The sequence below is a fragment of the Sphingomonas turrisvirgatae genome (assembly GCF_001721295.1).
In the GTDB taxonomy this organism is placed as follows: Bacteria; Pseudomonadota; Alphaproteobacteria; order Sphingomonadales; family Sphingomonadaceae; genus Sphingomonas; species Sphingomonas turrisvirgatae.
This window is the reverse complement of sequence record NZ_MDDS01000068.1, coordinates 38,905-56,976: the sequence shown is the minus strand read 5'-3', so window position 1 is coordinate 56,976 and position 18,072 is coordinate 38,905. Positions and strand designations below refer to the sequence as shown.

The 18,072-nt window shown below is 66.0% G+C and carries 15 protein-coding genes; 6 read left to right on the top strand and 9 right to left on the bottom strand.

Annotated features, from left to right (window positions below; all coding sequences use genetic code 11):
- Window positions 1-18: 18 nt before the first annotated feature.
- Window positions 19-2,946 (bottom strand): TonB-dependent receptor, encoded by a 2,928-nt coding sequence (locus BFL28_RS16980; protein WP_069321802.1) that lies wholly within the window; start codon window positions 2,944-2,946, stop codon window positions 19-21.
- A 158-nt stretch (window positions 2,947-3,104) separates the two neighbouring features.
- On the opposite strand from BFL28_RS16980, the gene BFL28_RS16975 reads away from it, so the two are divergent.
- Window positions 3,105-4,469, top strand: coding sequence for a glycoside hydrolase family 28 protein (locus BFL28_RS16975; protein WP_069321705.1), 1,365 nt, complete (start codon window positions 3,105-3,107; stop codon window positions 4,467-4,469).
- A gap of 170 nt (window positions 4,470-4,639) precedes the next feature.
- Here BFL28_RS16975 and uxaC read toward each other — a convergent pair whose 3' ends face one another.
- Genes uxaC through BFL28_RS16945 form a run of 6 tightly spaced genes read right to left on the bottom strand, consistent with a single transcriptional unit; the run spans window position 4,640 to window position 10,289 of the window.
- The gene (gene uxaC, locus BFL28_RS16970) at window positions 4,640-6,055 is read right to left on the bottom strand and encodes a glucuronate isomerase (RefSeq protein WP_069321704.1); all 1,416 of its coding nucleotides are present in this window, start codon (window positions 6,053-6,055) and stop codon (window positions 4,640-4,642) included.
- Between the two features lie 2 nt (window positions 6,056-6,057).
- Window positions 6,058-6,828 carry an SDR family NAD(P)-dependent oxidoreductase gene (locus BFL28_RS16965; protein ID WP_069321703.1) on the bottom strand — a complete coding sequence of 257 codons (771 nt, stop codon included), beginning with the start codon at window positions 6,826-6,828 and terminating at the stop codon, window positions 6,058-6,060.
- Entirely contained in the window at window positions 6,818-8,038 is a 1,221-nt protein-coding gene (locus BFL28_RS16960) for a UxaA family hydrolase (RefSeq protein ID WP_069321702.1), read from the bottom strand. Before BFL28_RS16960 ends, BFL28_RS16965 begins: the two co-directional genes overlap by 11 nt.
- Window positions 8,031-8,345 carry a UxaA family hydrolase gene (locus BFL28_RS16955; RefSeq protein WP_069321701.1) on the bottom strand — a complete coding sequence of 105 codons (315 nt, stop codon included), beginning with the start codon at window positions 8,343-8,345 and terminating at the stop codon, window positions 8,031-8,033. The genes BFL28_RS16960 and BFL28_RS16955 overlap by 8 nt, the downstream gene beginning before the upstream one ends.
- 7 nt (window positions 8,346-8,352) lie before the next feature.
- Entirely contained in the window at window positions 8,353-9,006 is a 654-nt protein-coding gene (locus tag BFL28_RS16950) for an RraA family protein (protein ID WP_206599138.1), read from the bottom strand.
- Window positions 9,006-10,289 (bottom strand): MFS transporter, encoded by a 1,284-nt coding sequence (locus BFL28_RS16945; RefSeq protein ID WP_069321699.1) that lies wholly within the window; start codon window positions 10,287-10,289, stop codon window positions 9,006-9,008. The genes BFL28_RS16950 and BFL28_RS16945 overlap by 1 nt, the downstream gene beginning before the upstream one ends.
- Window positions 10,290-10,437: 148 nt before the next feature.
- On the opposite strand from BFL28_RS16945, the gene BFL28_RS16940 reads away from it, so the two are divergent.
- Window positions 10,438-11,190 (top strand): FadR/GntR family transcriptional regulator, encoded by a 753-nt coding sequence (locus BFL28_RS16940; protein WP_069321698.1) that lies wholly within the window; start codon window positions 10,438-10,440, stop codon window positions 11,188-11,190.
- A gap of 50 nt (window positions 11,191-11,240) precedes the next feature.
- Complete coding sequence (locus BFL28_RS16935; RefSeq protein ID WP_069321801.1) at window positions 11,241-12,365, top strand: enolase C-terminal domain-like protein; 1,125 nt, start codon at window positions 11,241-11,243, stop codon at window positions 12,363-12,365.
- On the opposite strand, the gene dinB is transcribed toward BFL28_RS16935, so the two are convergent.
- Together dinB and BFL28_RS16925 are read right to left on the bottom strand one after the other, a co-directional pair.
- Window positions 12,355-13,431, bottom strand: a complete 1,077-nt coding sequence (dinB, locus tag BFL28_RS16930; RefSeq protein ID WP_079247242.1) for a DNA polymerase IV — start codon at window positions 13,429-13,431, stop codon at window positions 12,355-12,357. The two genes, BFL28_RS16935 and dinB, sit on opposite strands and share 11 nt — an antisense overlap.
- A 40-nt stretch (window positions 13,432-13,471) precedes the next feature.
- Window positions 13,472-15,037 carry an aldehyde dehydrogenase (NADP(+)) gene (locus BFL28_RS16925; RefSeq protein ID WP_069321799.1) on the bottom strand — a complete coding sequence of 522 codons (1,566 nt, stop codon included), beginning with the start codon at window positions 15,035-15,037 and terminating at the stop codon, window positions 13,472-13,474.
- A 175-nt stretch (window positions 15,038-15,212) separates the two neighbouring features.
- Between BFL28_RS16925 and BFL28_RS16920 the strand changes: the two genes are divergently transcribed.
- The 3 genes from BFL28_RS16920 (at window position 15,213) to BFL28_RS16910 (ending at window position 17,948) form a co-directional block, all read left to right on the top strand.
- Complete coding sequence (locus BFL28_RS16920; protein WP_069321697.1) at window positions 15,213-15,536, top strand: DUF485 domain-containing protein; 324 nt, start codon at window positions 15,213-15,215, stop codon at window positions 15,534-15,536.
- Window positions 15,533-17,230, top strand: a complete 1,698-nt coding sequence (locus BFL28_RS16915) for a cation acetate symporter (RefSeq protein WP_069321696.1) — start codon at window positions 15,533-15,535, stop codon at window positions 17,228-17,230. Before BFL28_RS16920 ends, BFL28_RS16915 begins: the two co-directional genes overlap by 4 nt.
- A 118-nt stretch (window positions 17,231-17,348) precedes the next feature.
- A complete protein-coding gene (locus BFL28_RS16910) occupies window positions 17,349-17,948 on the top strand; it encodes a DUF4262 domain-containing protein (RefSeq protein WP_079247240.1) in 600 nt (199 codons plus the stop codon).
- The last annotated feature ends 124 nt before the right edge of the window (window positions 17,949-18,072 follow it).

Sequence of the window (18,072 nt, the reverse complement as noted above, 5' to 3'; positions counted from 1 at the left end):
TCACACCATCCGCAAGTGTCAGAACTTGAACGCGACGCCGGCCGAGAATTTGCGGCCGGTATAGCCACTGTAGAACGGGTCTTGGCGCACCGAGTCGTAATAATAGTCGATCGACTCGTTGGTCAGGTTCTGCGCCTCCAGGCGGAGCGAGATCTGCGGCGTTACCTGATAGGATGCGACCGCATCGACGAAGATGGTCGAGCTTGCGCCCTGGACGTCGTTGACGACGGCGCCGGTGACCGGATCGGTGCCGATCCGCGACGTCGGCACGCCCAGCAGATACTTGTCGCGATAGGTCGCGCTGCCGCGGATGCTGAACTTGTCATCCTCGTAATACAGCGTGCCGCTGACCGCATGCTTGGACAGGTTCACCAGATCGCGAACGATCGTATCGGTGCCGGTGCAGGTTCCGCCGGACGATCGGCAATAGGTGATCTGCGAATCCACGAACGTATAGTTCGCCAGCATGCCGAAGTTGCGGAAGGTGTCGCCCAGGAAGTCGAACCCGGTCTGGATGTTGACTTCAACCCCCTTCAGCGGCCCGCCCGGCGTGTTGCGGCGTCCACTGACCGTGAACTCGGTCGCTGGCGTGATGCCGCTGGCACCGGCAATCAGCGAGAGCGGAAGGCCTGTCTGGCTGAACGGAATGCGTTCGGACAGCGACTGGATATAGCTGTCGATGTCCTTGTAGAACCCGCCAACCGAGATCAGCCCGCGCCGCCCGAAATAATATTCCAGGCTGACGTCGGCGGTCTTGGCGCGGATCGGGTCGAGGTAGAAGTTCGGACCCGAAATCGTCTGCGTGTTGAGCGCGATGTTCACGCCCGCCGGCAGGATGTGCGTCAGCTCCGGTCGCGCCATCACCTTCGCCGCAGCAAAGCGCAGGATCAGCTTGTCGGTCAGGTCGGCGGTGATCGTCGCGGACGGCAGCCAGTCTTCGTAGGTGCGCTCCAGCACGCGGCTCACGCCGGCGACCGTGCCCTGCCCGCTCTGGTTGGTGCGGACATAACGTACGCCGATATTACCGCGCAGCCGTGGGCCAAGGCCATCGGTATCGAACTCGACCAGGCCATAGGCGCCGGTCACCTTCTCGCTCAGGCGATCGCGGATCGGGATCGGCGCCAGCGCGAATGCGCCCTCATCCGGCACGAAGTTGATCGCGCGATTCAGCGCATCATAGTCCGGCGCGAGCCAGCTGCCGCCGACATTGCCCGGCATCGAGCTGCCAAAGCCGTCGATCAGCATCATGACCGATCCGATCGAGGTGCCCGCCGGCAGCGCGCCAGTGGTCACATTGCCCGCGCGCTGGCGGCCATAGCGATCGAAATTGGCTTCGCGATACTGAACGCCGGCACGGACCTTGAAGCCATCCAACAGCGCATAGCTGGCGTTGAACTCGGCGGTCAGGTTCTCGGTATTCTCTTCGCTGTCACCCTTGTTCAGCAGGTTGCGGAAGATGGTGTAGTTGGTGCCCGCCGCGATCGGCACCACGACGTTCGGGGCGAACACGTAATTGTTCGCGTTGGTCGTGTCGAAGCCCCAGTTGATCGCCGGGACCCTGCCGCCGTTGCGGAAATCGTACGAAAAATTCTGAACGTCGTTGGCGAAAAAGCTGATCTGCGTCGACACGGGGTTCGCCAGCGTCGACAGCGACAGGCCGACAAAGCCGTCGATCGTCAGCTTGCCCAGCTCTTGCGAGGCCGTGAGGTTGATCTGCCGGAACGTCGTCGAATATTCGCGACGAGCGGTATCGTTCGAAATGTCGACGTTGTTGAACTGGCCATATTGGACGCTGCCGAGCGGATCGACCACGATGTCCGTCACCGTCGTCATCGGCTGGCCGAAATTGGCGACGCCGCGTGCGAACGAGTTGGCGGCGAAGCTGTAATCGGTCCGCTTCACGTCATACCAGCTGTACAGGCCGTCCAGCACGATCTTGGTGCCCTCGGCCGGCTCGGCTTCCAGCGTCACGGTGGCGCCCAGTCGCGAATAGTCCTGATCCGACCGCAGCCAGCGCGGGCTGCGATACACGAACGCCTGGCGCGCGGTCTCATAGTTGGCAATATTCTGCGCGGTGCCGGGCAGGCGCGGCAGGCCGGTCGCGCAGTTCAGCGCATCGATACCGGCTGCAGGCGCGTTTGCCGGGTTCTGAGTCGGATAGCCGACCGGCGAGCAGAAGCCGCCCTGCTGCGTGCCGCGATAGACTTCGACCGCCGACCACGCCTCTTCGCGCGTATAGCGCTTGGTATAGGCGATCGAGGCTGCGACGCCGAACGTGCCGTCGAGGAACTTCTTGGAAACCAGGCCGGTCACGCGCGGGCTGAACTTCTCGCGCAGATCGTCATAGGTGCCCTGCGCGCTCGCCGCGAAGGTGAAGTCGTCGACATAGGACAGCGGACGCGGAGTCAGCAGGTCGACCGTCGCGCCGAGCGAGCCTTCCTCGACATCGGCCGAATAAGTCTTGCGCACAGTCAGTTCGCTGAACAGCTCCGACGCGAACACGCTGAAGTCGAACGAGCGCGACGAGTTGAAGCCGGCGCGGATGTCGGACGAGTTGGTCGAGCTCGACCCCTGCATGCCGTTCAGGCGAACGCGCGTGAACTGTGCGCCAAGACCGCGGACCGAGATCGTCTTGCCCTCGCCGCCATCGCCACGCGCCAGCGCCACGCCGGGCAGGCGCTGCATCGATTCAGCAAGGTTGGAATCCGGGAACTTGCCGACGTCCTCGGCCGAAATCGAATCGACCACGCCGGTCTCGTTGCGCTTGGTCTGCAGCGACTTTTCCAGCGATCCGCGGAAGCCCGAGACGATGATCTCGTCCGCGGCGGCCGTGTCATCGGTCTGCGCCGCGGCAGTGGCGTCCTGCGCCGCCGCCGGGCTTGCCCAGCACAGGCCGGCCGTCAAGGCAACGATCGAGGCATTCCACGCGCGATTACGAAACTTCATGGCCATCACGGACCCTCCCCTTTTTGCAAAGGCCGGAACACGCTTCGCGTCGCTTGACCAACCTGTAAGACAGATATACTTGTATGATGAATGATAAGGCAAGCGGTTTCTGCGAGCGCTGGCACCTACTGAAAACCGTGGCTGGAGAGGGAGTTAAGATGGGCTCAAGACGCGAACTGCTGATGCGTGCGCCTGCACTGGCGCTGATCGCCGCGCCGGGTGTCGCCCTCGCCCGCCAGCGAGTCGTCGACATCCGAACGCATGGTGCAAGGGGCGACGGGCGCACACTCAACACCCGCGCGATCCAGGCGGCGATCGATGCGCTGGCAAAGGCGGGCGGCGGCATGATCGCGGTGCCGGCAGGCGTGTTCGTCACGGGATCGATCTGGCTGAAGCCCGGCGTCGGGCTCGAACTTCGCAAGGGCGCGGTGCTGCGCGGCTCGACCGACCTGGCCGACTATCCGCTGGTCATGCGGCGCTTCGTCGAAGCCTATCCCGAACCGCTGCGCCTCGGCCTCATCAATGCAAGCCACAACCATGGCCTCCGCATCGTCGGCCCCGGCACCATCGACGGCGCGGGCGACCCGTTCTGGCGCATGTTCTTCAAGGTGCCCGAGGAAAGCGTCGAGGGTAACAAGGTCGTCTACCACTTCCCGCAACTCTGCTCGATCGAGGATTGCGACGACGTCCTGGTCAGTGGCGTGACGTTCAAGGACGCCGCCTTCTGGAACCTGCACATGTATCGCTGCCGCCGTTCGGTGATCGAGGATTGCAGCTTCGAAGTGCCGCATATCATCCGCGCGCCCAGTTCGGACGCGATCGACCTCGACAGCTGCCAGGACATCGTCGTGCGCCGCTGCCGCTTCTCGGTCGATGACGACTGCATCGCGCTCAAGGGGACGCAGGGGCCGGGCGCGGCAGCTTATAAGGAAGCGCCGCCGGTCGAGCGCATCCATATCCACGATTGTATCTTCGAACATGGCCTGGGCTGCGTCACCTATGGCAGCAACGCGACCATCGTGCGCGACGTGCGGGTCGAGCGGATCACCAATGTCGGCGACATTCCGACGATCCGCTTCAAGGTGCGCCCGGACACGCCGGGTCAGGTCTATGAAGGGCTGCGCGTCAAGGGCGTACGCCTGGCCGAAGCGCCGACACCCTATGGCCCCGACTGGCACAATCGCGAGGTCTTCTACGACTATGGGAAGCCGAACTGGAGCGAGAGCGACCCGGCGGTTGGCCTGATCGTCAACGCCCGCCTGACCCACGGCACCCGCGTCGAGCCGAAGATGCCCGGCGCGATCATCCGCGATGTGGTGATCGAGGATGTGAAGGGCACCACGCGCCGCTTCGGCAACATCTCGGGCAGTCCGACGACCGCGATCAGCGACTTCCTCTTGAAGGATATCGACGTCCGTCTGACCGACAGCGGCGATCGCCAGAAGCTCATCGCCCGGGATACGAAGAACATCCGCTTCGACAATGTTCGCGTGAACGGTGCGCCGGGGGAAATCGTGACGTAAGCGGGCCGGCCACGCCCCACCACCATCACCATCACCCCGGCTTTGTGCCGGGGTCCACCGTGCGGCACGGGAGGGGCAAGCGGCTCGAGTTCAGCCCGCCCGGCTGAGTGGACCCCGGCACAGGGCCGGCGTGACCGATGAGAGAATGGGCGGCGCCACCCGCCCATATTTCACAGCCGATACGCCTCCCGCACCAGATTGTACGCCAGGTCGGTGGCCACGACCTGCGCCTCGTCCATGTCGATGCGATGCTCTGCCACCAGCCGCGCGAGGAACGAACAATCCACCCGCCGGCTCATGTCGTGCCGCGACGGGATCGACAGGAATGCACGCGTGTCGTCGTTGAACCCGACCGTGTTGTAGAAGCCACCGGTCTCGGTCACCTGCTCGCGAAAGCGGCGCATCCCTTCGGGGCTGTCGTGGAACCACCAGGCCGGCCCGATGCGCAGCGCCGGATAATGGCCCGCCAGCGGCGCGATCTCCCGCGCATAGGTGCTTTCGTCCAGCGTGAAGAGGATGATCGTCAGGTCGCGCTCATTGCCGAACGCGTTGAGCAGCGGCTTCAGCGACTTCACATATTCGGTGCGTGATGGCCAATCGTCGCCCTTCGCCTCGCCGAAAGTGTCGGTCACCGCCGGGTTCTGGCTGCGCAGCGCGCCGGGGTGGATTTGCATGACCAGCCCGTCCGCAACGCTCATCCGCGCCATCTCGGTCAGCATCTGGCCGCGGAAGCGCTCGGCATCGTCGGCCGTCCCCTGCCCGCTCGACACGCGCGCGAACAATGCGGCGGCATCTTCCTGAGCCAGATTCTCGGTATGCGCGGTGGGATGGCCATGATCGGTCGAGGTGCAGCCGCCATGCTCGATGAAGTAACGCCGGCGAGCGCGCAGCGCGGCGAGATAGCCTTCCCACGTCCCAACATCCTCGCCGGTGATCCGGCCAAGCTCCCGCAGGTCGCTCGCAAAGCGCGGATGCTCGGGGTCGGTCACATTGTCCGGCCGGAACGCCGTCAGCACCCGCCCATGCCAGCCGCTCGCCCCGATGGCGCGGTGGTGGCGCAGATCGTCCAGCGGGTCTTCCGTGGTCGCCAGCACCTCGATGTTGAACCGCTCGAACAGCGCGCGCGGACGATAGTCGTCCGACTTCAGCTTGGCGTCGATCTGGTCGTAGATCACGTCCGCCGTTTCGACGCTCAGCTTCTGCGGAATGCCCATGATTTCGTGCAGCGCGTGGCCCAGCCACATCCAGCTCGGAGTGCCGCGCAGCAGGTGGAAGTTCTTTGCGAAGCGCCGCCAGATCTTCCGCGGGTCGCTCTCGGTCCATCCCCCGTCGACGCGCGGCACGCCCAGTTCCTCAAGGCGAACGCCGCGCGAATAGAGCATGCGGAAGATATAGTGGTCGGGGATGATGAACAGTGACGCCGGGTCGCGGAACGGCTCGTTGCTTGCGAACCAGCTGGGATCGGTATGGCCGTGCGGGCTGACGATCGGCAGGCTACGCACGCCCTCGTACAGCTCGCGCGCGATGGCGCGGACGCTGGGGTCGGTCGGGAACAGCCGGTCGGGGTGGAGGCGGTAGGGGGTCATGGTCAAAAGCCTTGCGATGCGCCGCCATCGACCGGCAGCAACACGCCGGTCACGAACTTTGCGGCGGGGGAACAGAGATAGACGGCGGCATGGCCGATATCCTCGGGCTCGCCGAACCGCCCCATCGGCGTTCGCTGCAGGATGCGGTTCGAGCGCGCCGGATCGCCGTCCAGCGCCTTGCGCAGCATCGGCGATTCGATCCAGCCGGGCGCGATCGCATTGACACGCACCCCCTGCCCCGCGACCTCGCACGACAGCGCGCGGACCATGCCGACATAGGCGGATTTTGCCGCCGAATAGGCGATGACGCCCGGCATGCCGATCAGCGATGTCATCGACGCGGTGAACAGGATGCTGCCATGCCCCGCCGCGATCATGCCCGGCAGCACCGCCTGGGTCAGCGCATGGGCCGCCAGCACATGCGTGTCGAGCATGCTCGAGAAATCCTCGACCGGCGTGTCGACCGCCAGCTTCTTGAAGTTGATCCCGGCATTGTTGAGCAGGATCGAGACCTTGCCGCACTTGGCGATCACACGCTCGACCAGCGGCGGCAGCGAGGCGAAGTCGGTGACGTCGGCCGCTTCCCAATGCGCGCCCTCGCCCAGTTCCTCGGCCGCGCCGCGCACCAGTTCCTCACGCCGCCCGATCAGCACGACCTGCGCGCCCGCCGCATGCAGCGCGCGGGCCATGCCCAGGCCCAGCCCTGTGCCGCCGCCGGTGATCAGCGCGACTTCGCCGTCGAGGCGGAATGCGGTTGCAGGATCAAGCGGCACTGCGGCACCCCCGATCCAGCTCCGGCGTGTCCTGGTGCTTGTACATCACGAAATACTCCCTGTGCCCCAATGCCTCGGGCTTGCTCTGCGTGCCTGCCGCCACATCCGCCACCATCGCCGCCAGCTCGCCCGCCGCTTCGTCCAGCGACAGCTCGCCCGCCAGCACGCGGCCTGCGTCGAAATCCATGTCTTCCTGCATCCTGGCATAGGTCCGGCTGTTGCCGGTGACCTTGATCAACGGCGCGACCGGCGATCCGATCACGCTGCCGCGCCCGGTGATGAACAGCACGATCTGGCTGCCGCCGGAGATAAGGTCCATGATCCCTTCGGTATCGTTGGGATTGGTATAGCCGAACTGCATGAAGTGCGGGTCGGGCACCGAATCCATCACCCACATGCCGGGCCAGGGCGGGCTCTCGCCGACCTTGATCACGCCCTGGATCGGCCGCGATCCGCTCTTGGCGAACGCGCCCATGCTCTTTTCCTCGATGGTCGTGAGGCCGCCGGCGAAATTGCCCGGGCTGACCGAATATTGCCGAACCTCGCGGCAATAGCGTTCCGCCTTGTCATAGGTGGCCTCCAGCTCGGCCCGTGCGCGTTCATCGGCGGCGCGCGCCAGGATGATGTCCTTGAGGCCGATCATCTCGACGATCTCCTCGCAGATCGCCGATCCGCCCGCGTCCACCACTTGGTCGAACAGCCGCCCGACAACAGGATTGCCGACCAGCCCGCTCGTCCCGTCCGACCCGCCGCATTCCGCCCCCAACGTCAGGTCGGCAAAGCCCATCGCCACGCGCGGCGTCTCTCGCCGGATCCGCTCGCGCAAGGACCGCACGATCGCCTTGCCTTTCTCGGTCGAGGATCGCGTGCCCCCGACATCCTGGATGAAGAAGGCGTCGGCCGGCCGCCCGCTCTTCGCCACCGCCTCGGCAATCCGCGCCGGCTGGGTATATTCGCAGCCCAGCCCGACCGACAGCACCGCCCCGACATTGGGATGCCGCGCCAGCGCCAGCACCAGTCGGATCGCATATTGATTGTCGTAACAGCCGGGGAAGCCGATGACTTGCACGTCCTCCTCGCCCGCCGCGATGGCATGGGCGACATGCGCCGCGCACTGTACGGTATAGATGACGAGGACGAGGTTGCGCACGCCCTTGCGCCCGTCCGGCCGCAGCCAGGCCTGCCACTGCCGCGCCGCGACTTCATTCATAGACCATGTCCTTCGACGCGCCGGTCACTCCGTCGAACCCGCCCGAACGCTCGTCGAAGCGGCTGGCGCAATTGTGCAGATGCACCCAGTCGCCCATGCGGATGCCGACGCTCGCAGTGCCGATGGGGATGCCATATTTCCCCACTGCCGCGCCCGCCGCGATGTCGCTCAGCGCCACCTTGTGCCCCAGCGCGATCGGCTCGTTCAGCGCAACCGTGCCGCCGCCGACGAGCCTCACCTCACGCTCGGCATCGGCCAGCAGGGTCGCGACATTGTCGTCGGCGTGGACTTGAAAGGCGGTGGTCATCGCGCCCTCACAGGATTCCGTACTTCGCGAACGCCGCCGTGCTCGACATGCCGCCCTCGATCTCCTGCCGGACCAGCTTTTCGCCGCGCGCCTTTTCCAGCGCGCGTTCGATCACCTCGGCCTCGACCGCGCGCGGGATCACCACCACGCCGTCCAGATCGCCGAACACCAGATCGCCCGGCTGGACGGTGACCGGCCCGACCTCGATCGGACAGCGATAGTCAATCACCTTGGTGCGCACGCTCGAATCCTGTGCGAAGCGGCCCCGGCTGAATACCGGCCAATCCTGCTCAAGTACCTGTGGCGTGTCGCGATGATAGCCGTTGACCACCGCCCCGTTCGCCCCGCGCGCACGCGCCGTCGCGGTCAGGATCTCGCCCCAATAAGCGCACCGCATCGCCCCGCCGCTGGCAAGGTAGATGTCGCCCGGCTCCAGCTGGTCCAGCGCCTGCGTCAGCTTCCCGAACGGCTCGGCCTGCGGGCCATAGACGTCGATCATCAGCACCGGCATCGCGCGCCCGATCAGCTTCATGCTCGTCAGCATCGGCTGGATCGGCTGCGGCAGGAACTGGTGCACATGGCCCAGCGTATCGAGAATGTCGCCGACCACCGGCGTATAGAGTTCGCTGCGAAACAGGCCAAAGATCGTCTGGTCGTCCATCATGCTTCCATTTTCGAGTGTGCGGGCCGGCGGACGATTGCCGCCATGACGAGGACGGCGAGCGGATAGGCCACCGCCGCGCCGATGAAGAGGAGGGTGTAGTTGCCGCCGGTCGCGTCCAGGATGCGGCCGATCGCCATCGCGACGAACATGCCGACGATCCCCGCTGCAAAGCCGCCCATGCCGATCACCGAACTGACCCCGCGCGACGGAACCGTGTCCGACGCCAGCGTATAAAGGTTCGCCGACATGCCCTGATGCCCCGCCGCCGCCAGCGCGATCATGAACACCGCCGGCCACAGGCCGGAAACGCCGGCGATGAACGCCACGGGCACCGGACACAGCGCCATCACGAACATCGTCGCCAGCCTGGCCGGCACGGGCTGCATCCCGCCCCGGATCAGCCGCGACGAGATCCACCCGCCGGCGATGCTGCCGACATCCGCCACCAGATAGATGACCACCAGCGGCGCGATCGACCCCATCATGTCGATGTCGAAGCGGTCGTGCAGGAAGCCGGGGACCCAGTTGAGATAGAACCACCACACCGGGCTCGTCATCAACATGCCGACGATATATGCCCAGGTGCCGCGATAGTTGAGCAGCGACAGCCAGCGCACCGGCGGCTGCAGCGTGGTATCCTCGCCAGCCTGGATATAGCGCAGTTCCTCGTCTGACAGGCGCTTCTGCCGCTCGGGCCGCTCATAAAAGCGCAGCCACAGCACCAGCCAGATCAACCCCAGGCTGCCGGCGATCAGGAACGCCGCGCGCCAGCCGAATGCCGCGACCATGAACGGCAGCGAGATCGGCGTGACGATCGCGCCGATATTGCTGCCGGCGTTGAAGATGCCGGTCGCGAACGCGCGCTCCTGCGGCGGAAACCATTCGCGCACCGCCTTGATCGATGCGGGGAAGTTGCCGCCTTCGGTAATGCCCAGCGCGGCGCGCGCGACCTTGAACCCCAGCACGCTGGACATCAGGCCATGCGCCGCGGCGGCCAGGCTCCACCCGAACACCGCCAGACCCAGCCCCTTGCGCACCCCGATCCGGTCGATCAGCCGGCCGCCGAGCAGATAGCCCAGGGCGTAAAGCAGCGAGAAGGTCGCGACGATGTCGCCGTAGTCGGTCTCGCTCCACCCCAGTTCGGCGTCGAGCGTGGGTTTGAGCAACCCGAAGATCTGCCGGTCGATGTAGCAGATGGTAGTCGACGTAAAGAGCAGGGCGCAGACGATCCAGCGATAGCGTCCGCGCGGGACGGCCGGCACTGTCGCATCGCTGGTCATGGCTCAAGCACCTCTCGGCCGCGGACCCGCAATCCGCGCTCTTCCTGTCAGACAGGATTGCTTGAACATCATTCGTATGACAAGTCACAATTTGCATATTCGTGCGGCGACAGGTGATAAGCCTGCGCGAACAGTTGCGGAGGATGGGGTGCAGGCGGCCAATGAGGATGACGGCGCGACGCTCAAGTCGACCAGCCTTGTCGATCAGGTAATTGCCTATCTGCGCGATCACGTCGCCGCTGAACGCCTGCGACCCGGCGCGCGCCTGCCCAGCGAAACGACGATCAGCAACACGCTCGGCGTCAGCCGCCCGGTGGTGCGCGAAGCGATGCGCACCCTCGCCGCGACCGGCCTGGTCGAGATGGCAGTGGGCAAGCGCGCGACGATCGTGCCGGTCGACGGCGGCATGGTCTCGCGCGTCATCAGCAACGCCGTGCTGATCGGGCAGGCGGACGAAAAGGATATTCTCGAGCTGCGCCGCGGGGTCGAGATCGCGATGGTGGTGCTCGCCGCGCAGCACCGCAGCGACGAGCAGGCCGCACGGCTGCAGGCGATCGTGACCGAGATGGCCCAGCGCATCGACGATGCTCAGCATTATCTCGACCTCGATTTGAAGCTGCACGTCACGCTGGCCGAAGCGACCGGCAACCCGCTCTACTCGCTGCTGATCGACGCGCTGCGCCAGTTGATCCTCGTCGCGATGACGACGGGCCGCCAGCGCTGGTCGGAAGTCGAAGGGCTCGACCGCGTCCAGGAACTGCACGAAGCGATCGTCGCCGCCGTCGTCGCCGGCGACCCGGCCGCCGCAGCCGCTGCGATGGCGCAGCATTTCGACGACGCGCTCACGGTCATCCTCGCGCCGATCGTCGCGATGCCGGGCATTCGATCAGCGGCGGATTGATCGCCGAACCCGATCCCGCTACAAACCTGTCAGACAAGATTGGGGGCGAGATGCGCATCGAGAAGTTCGAAACCTGGATCTGCAACCGGCCCAAGGGCCTGTTCGACGAAGACCGCGAGGGTGCGGCACCGATGCCATGGAGCTATGGCGTCGGCCGCATCACCACCTCGGACGGGATCGAGGGGATCGCCACCTTCTGGGCGGCGCGCTCGGGCGCGGTGACCGACGCTTATCTCAGCGACGTGATCGCGCCGGTGATCCTCGGCCGCAGCATCCATGATCGTGAGGCGATCTGGCACGATTTCTGGAACATCGACCGCCACGGTGCCTTTTTCCCGGTCTTCCTGCCCGGGCCGATCGACGTCGCGCTGTGGGACGCGGCGGCACGCACCGCCGGGCTTCCCCTGCACCAATATCTCGGCAGCTACCGCACCAAGCTTCCGGTCTATGCCAGCAGCCTGTGGCTTCCCGGCATCGACGATTATGTGCGTGAAGCGCTTCACTACAAGGAACGCGGGTTCAAGGCGTACAAGGTTCATCCCTGCGGACCCAGCGCGCTCGACATGCAGATCCACGCCGCCGTGCGCGAAGCCGTTGGCCCGGACATGGTGCTGATGACCGACCCGGTTGCGGAATATTCGCTGCACGAGGCGATCAAGGTTGCCCGGCACCTGGAGGAACTCGACTATTACTGGTTCGAGGAGCCGTTCCGCGATTACGAGCTCGACAAATATGCCAAGCTCTCGGCCGCCGTGGACATTCCGATCGTGGGCACCGAAACGACACGCGGCGGGCCGTGGGGCGTGGCGCAGGCGATCAAGGCCGATGCGCTCGACATGGTTCGCGCCGACGTGTCGTGGAAGGGCGGCATCACGGGCACGCTCAAGGTCTGCCATCTCGCCGAGGCGCACGGCATGAACTGCGAGCTTCACACGACCACGATGGGGCCGATGGACATCGCCAACATCCATGTCGCCTGCGCGGTGCGCAATTCGGAATATTTCGAGCTGTTCGTGCCCGAAGACACCTTCCAGCTGCCGATGAAGCAGAGCCTGCGCGACTTCATGGACGCCGACGGCAACATCCACGTCCCCGACGGCCCTGGCCTCGGCATCGACATCGACTGGGATCTGGTCGAGGATAACTGCGTGTCGAAACGCGTCTTCACCGCGTGAACAGCGGCATGCCCGTTCGCTCGTCCGCCGCGACGAAGTTCGACACCGTCACGCCGACCAGCCGGATGCCCAGCGCCAGCGGATAGAGCGAACGCACCAGTTCGACGCTGGTCGCGCGCAGGACGTCCGCATCCACGACCGCCTGCGGCAGCGTGCGGCTGCGCGTCACCTGGCGGAAATCGGCGAACTTCGCCTTCACCGTCACGGTGCGCCCGAACATCTGCCGGCTCTCGCACCACCCCGCGACGTCGTCGGCCATGCGCAGCACGCCCGCCTCGATCTCGGCTGGATCGATGAGGTCGCGCTCGAACGTCGTCTCGGACCCCGATGACTTGCGTTCACGATTGGGATTGACCGGCCGCTCGTCGATCCCGCGCGCGATGTCGTGATACCATTGCGCGCTGCTGCCGAAATGCTGCGCCAGCCAGGCGAGCGGCTTGTTCTTCAGGTCAGCGCCGGTCCGGATGCCCAGCGCGTGCATCTTCCTCGCCGTCACCGGCCCCACGCCGTGGAACTTGGCGACCGGCAGCGCCTCTACCCAGCTCGGCCCCATGTCCGGCGTCACCGCGAACTGGCCGTCAGGCTTGCGGTGATCCGACGCCAGCTTCGCCAGGAACTTGTTGTACGACACGCCCGCCGACGCGGTCAGCCCGGTTTCCTGCCTGATCCGCGCGCGGATCGCCTTGGCGGTCGCCCAGGCCGTGGGCAGCCCCGCCTTGTTCGCCGTCACGTCGAGATAAGCCTCGTCGAGCGACAGCGGCTGGATGAGGTCGGTGAACTCGGCAAAGACGACATGCACCTGCGCCGACACCGCGCGATACACCTCGAAGCGCGGCGGCACGAAGATCAGCTCGGGACAGCGGCGCAGTGCGGTCACCGACGGCAGCGCCGAGCGTACGCCGAAGGTCCGCGCCTCGTAACTCGCCGCCGCCACCACCCCGCGCGGCCCGGCATGGCCGACCGCCACCGGCTTGCCGCGCAACGTGGGGTCGTCGCGCTGCTCGACCGACGCGAAAAAGGCGTCCATGTCGATATGGATGATCTTCCGGACCGGCGTGTCGCTCACTTGCCGGTCCTTAGCGAAGATGCGAACAGACTGCGAACGTTTACTCGAACGCGCCGTCCACCAGCCGCGGCAGCCGCTGCGGATTTCCGTCGCGAACCGCTTGCGGCAGCAGCGCCTGCGGCAGGTCCTGATAACAGATCGGGCGCAGATAACGCTCGATCGCCGCCGATCCGACCGAGGTCGAGCGCGGGTCCGACGTGGCCGGATACGGGCCGCCATGCACCATGGCATGGCTCACCTCGACTCCGGTCGGCCAGCCATTGGCCAGGATGCGCCCGGCCTTGCGCTCAAGGATCGGCAGCAGCGGTCGTGCGGCTTCAACGTCGTCCGCGTCGATCTGCAGCGTCGCCGTCAGCTGCCCTTCCAGCGTCTCGAGCAGCGCCGCCACTTCGCCCCAGTCCTTCGCGCGGATCACCACCGACGATGCGCCGAACACCTCGTGCGCCAGCGCCGGGTTCGCGGCCAGCGCCGCCGCGCTCGTGCTGAACAGCGCCGCCTGCCCGCAATTGCATGCCGTCGCCGCCACACCGCGCGCGACCAGTTCGACGCCGTCATGTCCGGCCAGCGTCTCAACCCCGGTCGAATAGGCGCCATGGATGCCGGCGGTCAGCATGACTTGCGGCTGCGCCTGCTCAAGCGCCTGCGCCGCCGCCGCGACAAAGCGGTCGAGGTCCGGCCCGTCGATGCCGATCACCAGCCCCGGGTTGGTGCAGAACTGCCCCGACCCCATGGTCAGCGACGCAACGAACCCAGCGCCCAGCGCCTCGGCGCGGTTGGCCAGCGCTGCCGGGAACAGCAGCACCGGATTGACGCTCGACATCTCGGCATAGACCGGGATCGGCTCGGGCCGCGCCTGCGCCAGGCTGACCAGCGCCAGGCCGCCGGCGCGCGATCCGGTGAAGCCCACCGCTTTGATCGCGGGATGCCGCACCAGCGCCGCGCCAAGTTCATTCGCCGGACCCTGCATCAGGCTGAACACGCCGCGCGGCAGGCCACACTTCGCCACCGCCGCATCGATCGCCTGCGCCGCCAGCAGCGACGTTCCGGGATGCGCCGGGTGTGCCTTCACCACCACCGGGCAGCCGGCGGCGAGCGCCGATGCGGTGTCGCCACCCGCGACTGAAAAGGCGAGCGGAAAGTTCGACGCGCCAAACACTGCCACCGGCCCCACCGCGATGCGGCGCTGGCGCAAATCGCTGCGCGGCAGCGGCTGACGTTCGGGCATCGGGCTGTCCAGCACCACCCCGGCAAAGCGCCCCGCGCGCAGCACCGATGCGAACAGCCGCAGCTGCCCCGTCGTCCGCCCGCGCTCACCGGTCAGCCGCGCCGGCGGCAACCCGCTTTCCAGCACTGCACGCTCGATCAGCGCATCGCCCAGCGCCTCGATCTCGCTGGCGATCGTCTCCAGGAACACCGCGCGATCCTCGGGCGACGTCTCGCGAAACACGTCGAACGCCGCCGCCGCCGCTTCGCACGCCCGCGCCACGTCGGCCTCGCGGCTCACCTCGAACGCGGGCGCGATATTCGCGCCGGCCGCCGGGTCATAGCCCTCGAACGTCTCGCCGGTGGCGATCCGCTCCCCTGCGATCAAAAACCGTCCATCCACCGCGAAATCCTCCGTGCGACTGTCATCTGCGGCGGCATGTAGGCCAGCGCTGGCAATGTTACGACCCGCGATCGGCAAATATGCTGTGGCAAAGGCTTGCCGCATCCACGAAGCTGGGGCAGGCCTGTCGCAACAGCCGGTCGCACCAGCCGGTCGAGACGGGCACAGGAGGGGTATGACTGAACAAGAGACGCTCGATCGCGTGGCGCGCGATCCGCGCTATCAGGCGTTGGTGGCGGAACGGTCCCGCTTCGCCTGGATCCTGTCCTGGATCGTCGTCGGCTTGTTCATGGCGTTCATCCTGACCATCGCGCTCGACAAGGCGGCGCTGGCGGCTCCGATCGGCGATCGTGTCGCAACCTGGGGCATCCCCGCCGGCATCGGCCTGATCCTGCTCGCGATCCTTTCGATCGCCCTGTTCACGCGCCGCGCCAACCGCCGCTGGGACCCCGCCATGGCTGAAATAATGGCCGATGCCGCCGGAAGGGAACGCCAGTGAACCGCGTCTATTTCGGCCTTGCCGCGCTTGGCCTGCTCGTTGCCACGCCGGCGCTTGCCGATGCGCTGAGCGGCGAGACCCAGCAGCAGCCGCTGAACTGGATCGCGATTTTCATGTTCGCGGCCTTCGCGCTGCTCACGATCGGCATCACCCGCTGGGCCGCCACGCGTACCCGCACCGCGTCGGACTTCTACACCGCGGGCGGCGGCATTTCCGGCTTCCAGAACGGCCTGGCCATCGCCGGCGACTTCATGTCCGCCGCATCCTTCCTCGGCATTTCGGCGCAGATCTACACCGATGGCTATGACGGCCTCATCTACTCGGTCGGCTTTCTCATGGGCTGGCCGATCATCTCGTTCCTGATTGCGGAAAAGCTGCGCAACCTCGGCCGCTTCACCTTTGCCGACGTAGCCTCGTTCCGCTTCGAGCAAGCACCGGTCCGCGTGTTCGCCGCGATCTCGACGCTGCTGATCGTCGCCTTCTACCTCATCGCGCAGATGGTCGGGGCGGGTCAGCTCATCAAATTGCTGTTCGGCCTGCCCTATCCCGTCGCGGTGGTGCTCGTCGGCGTGTTGATGATCGTCTACGTGCTCGTCGGCGGCATGACCGCGACGACATGGATCCAGATCAGCAAGGCGGTGATGCTGCTCGCCGGCGCGTCCTTCATCGCGGTCTCGGTCCTCTGGCAATTCGGCTTCTCGCTCGACGCGCTGTTCGCCCGCGCGGTCGAGGTGAAGACGGGCCTCGCCGCCGCCGCCGGCGATCCCGATCCGACTGCGAAGGGCGCATCGATCATGGGCCCGGGCAGCTTCATCAAGGATCCGGTCTCCGCCGTCTCGTTCGGCCTCGCGTTGCTGCTCGGCACCGCCGGGCTGCCGCATATCCTGATGCGCTTCTTCACCGTTCCGGACGCAAAGGAAGCGCGCAAGTCGGTGCTGTGGGCGACCGGCTGGATCGGTTACTTCTATATTCTCACCTTCGTCATCGGCTTCGGCGCGATCGTCATGGTGGCGACCGACGGGCGCTATCAGGACGGGACCGGCGCGCTGCTCGGCGGCGTCAACATGGCCGCGGTGCACCTCTCCCATGCGGTCGGCGGCGACCTGTTCCTCGGCTTCATCTCCGCCGTCGCCTTCGCCACCATCCTTGCCGTCGTCGCCGGTCTGACGCTGTCCGGCGCGTCGGCGGTCAGCCACGATCTCTATTCCTCGGTGTGGAAGCGCGGCGCGGCAAACTCGGCGGACGAACTGCGCGTCTCGCGGATCACAACGCTCACCCTCGGCGTCGTCGCGGTGCTGCTCGGCATCCTGTTCGAAAAGCAGAACGTCGCCTTCATGGTCAGCCTCGCCTTCGCGCTCGCCGCCTCGGGCAACGTCCCTGCGCTGATCCTGTCGCTCTACTGGAAGGACTGCACCGGGCGCGGCGTGATGGTGGGCGGCCTGCTCGGGCTGCTCAGCGCCTTCATCCTCACCTTGCTGTCGCCGGCGGTGTGGACGACGACCTTCGGCCTCGGCGATGCGCCCTTCCCCTACAGCTCGCCGGCGATCTTCTCGGTTCCCATCGGCTTCATCGGCATCTGGCTTGTCTCCATCCTCGACCGCTCGCCCAAGGCCGCAGCCGAGCGCTCACGCTTCCGCGATCAGGCCGTGCGCAGCGAAACGGGGATCGGCGCATTCGGAGCGTCGGGACATTGAATGCCCGCTCATGGCAGTTTCGCTGAACGGCTGAAATTGCGTGGGAAGCGGACGTTTACCCGAAGCTAAGCCGGCGCTGGCAGATGACGCGGCCATTCAGCCGAGAAAGAGATCAGGCGTGCAGTCCCCCGACGATGAGAATGGTGACAAGTTGCGCCGCATGGCCGGTTCCGGCTTCACGCCGGACGGACCCAGTGTACCGGGCACCGGCGCGACGATCACTCGATTGGACACGCCGCTGGGCGACCTTGATGAAGCGGAAAGAAACTTCGTCGACGGCATCCGGCAGCACGGTTGGATGCAGACGCACGCGCTCGATGAGGACGAGAAACCTGGCTTCTGCTTCACCACCGGTTGCGTAGCAACCATCGGCCATCCTGAAATGCTGGTCTTCAAAGTCGACGAACGGGTCGCAAACCAGATTTTCTGGGTGCTCTATCGATGGGCCCGGAACGGAAAGCGGGTGCCGCGTGCCGTTCGGATCGGCGGCATTTTACCCGAAGACGACGCCTATGTTTTCACAGTCGCGACGCGCCACTACGCCAAGTACCTCGGTTGGAGCCGCTGGTTTTATCGCGGCGATGATTTTGTTTGCCTTCAAATCGTCTGGCCCGATGAAGCCGGTGTGTTTCCGTGGGAGGATGGCTTCGACCGCAACTACATCAATGCCCAAGTTGATCTTACGGAGCGGGGCTGGGCCGCAGAGGTAGCCACCTAGGTAAATTCACTTCAAACGTCGCTACTTGAACGCTGGTAATTGGCGGGTCGGAGCCGTCACCGTCGCAGGTCCGTTTCCCGCGATCTTCGCTCCGGAGTCGTCATCCGGCAGCGCCCAGCCACCG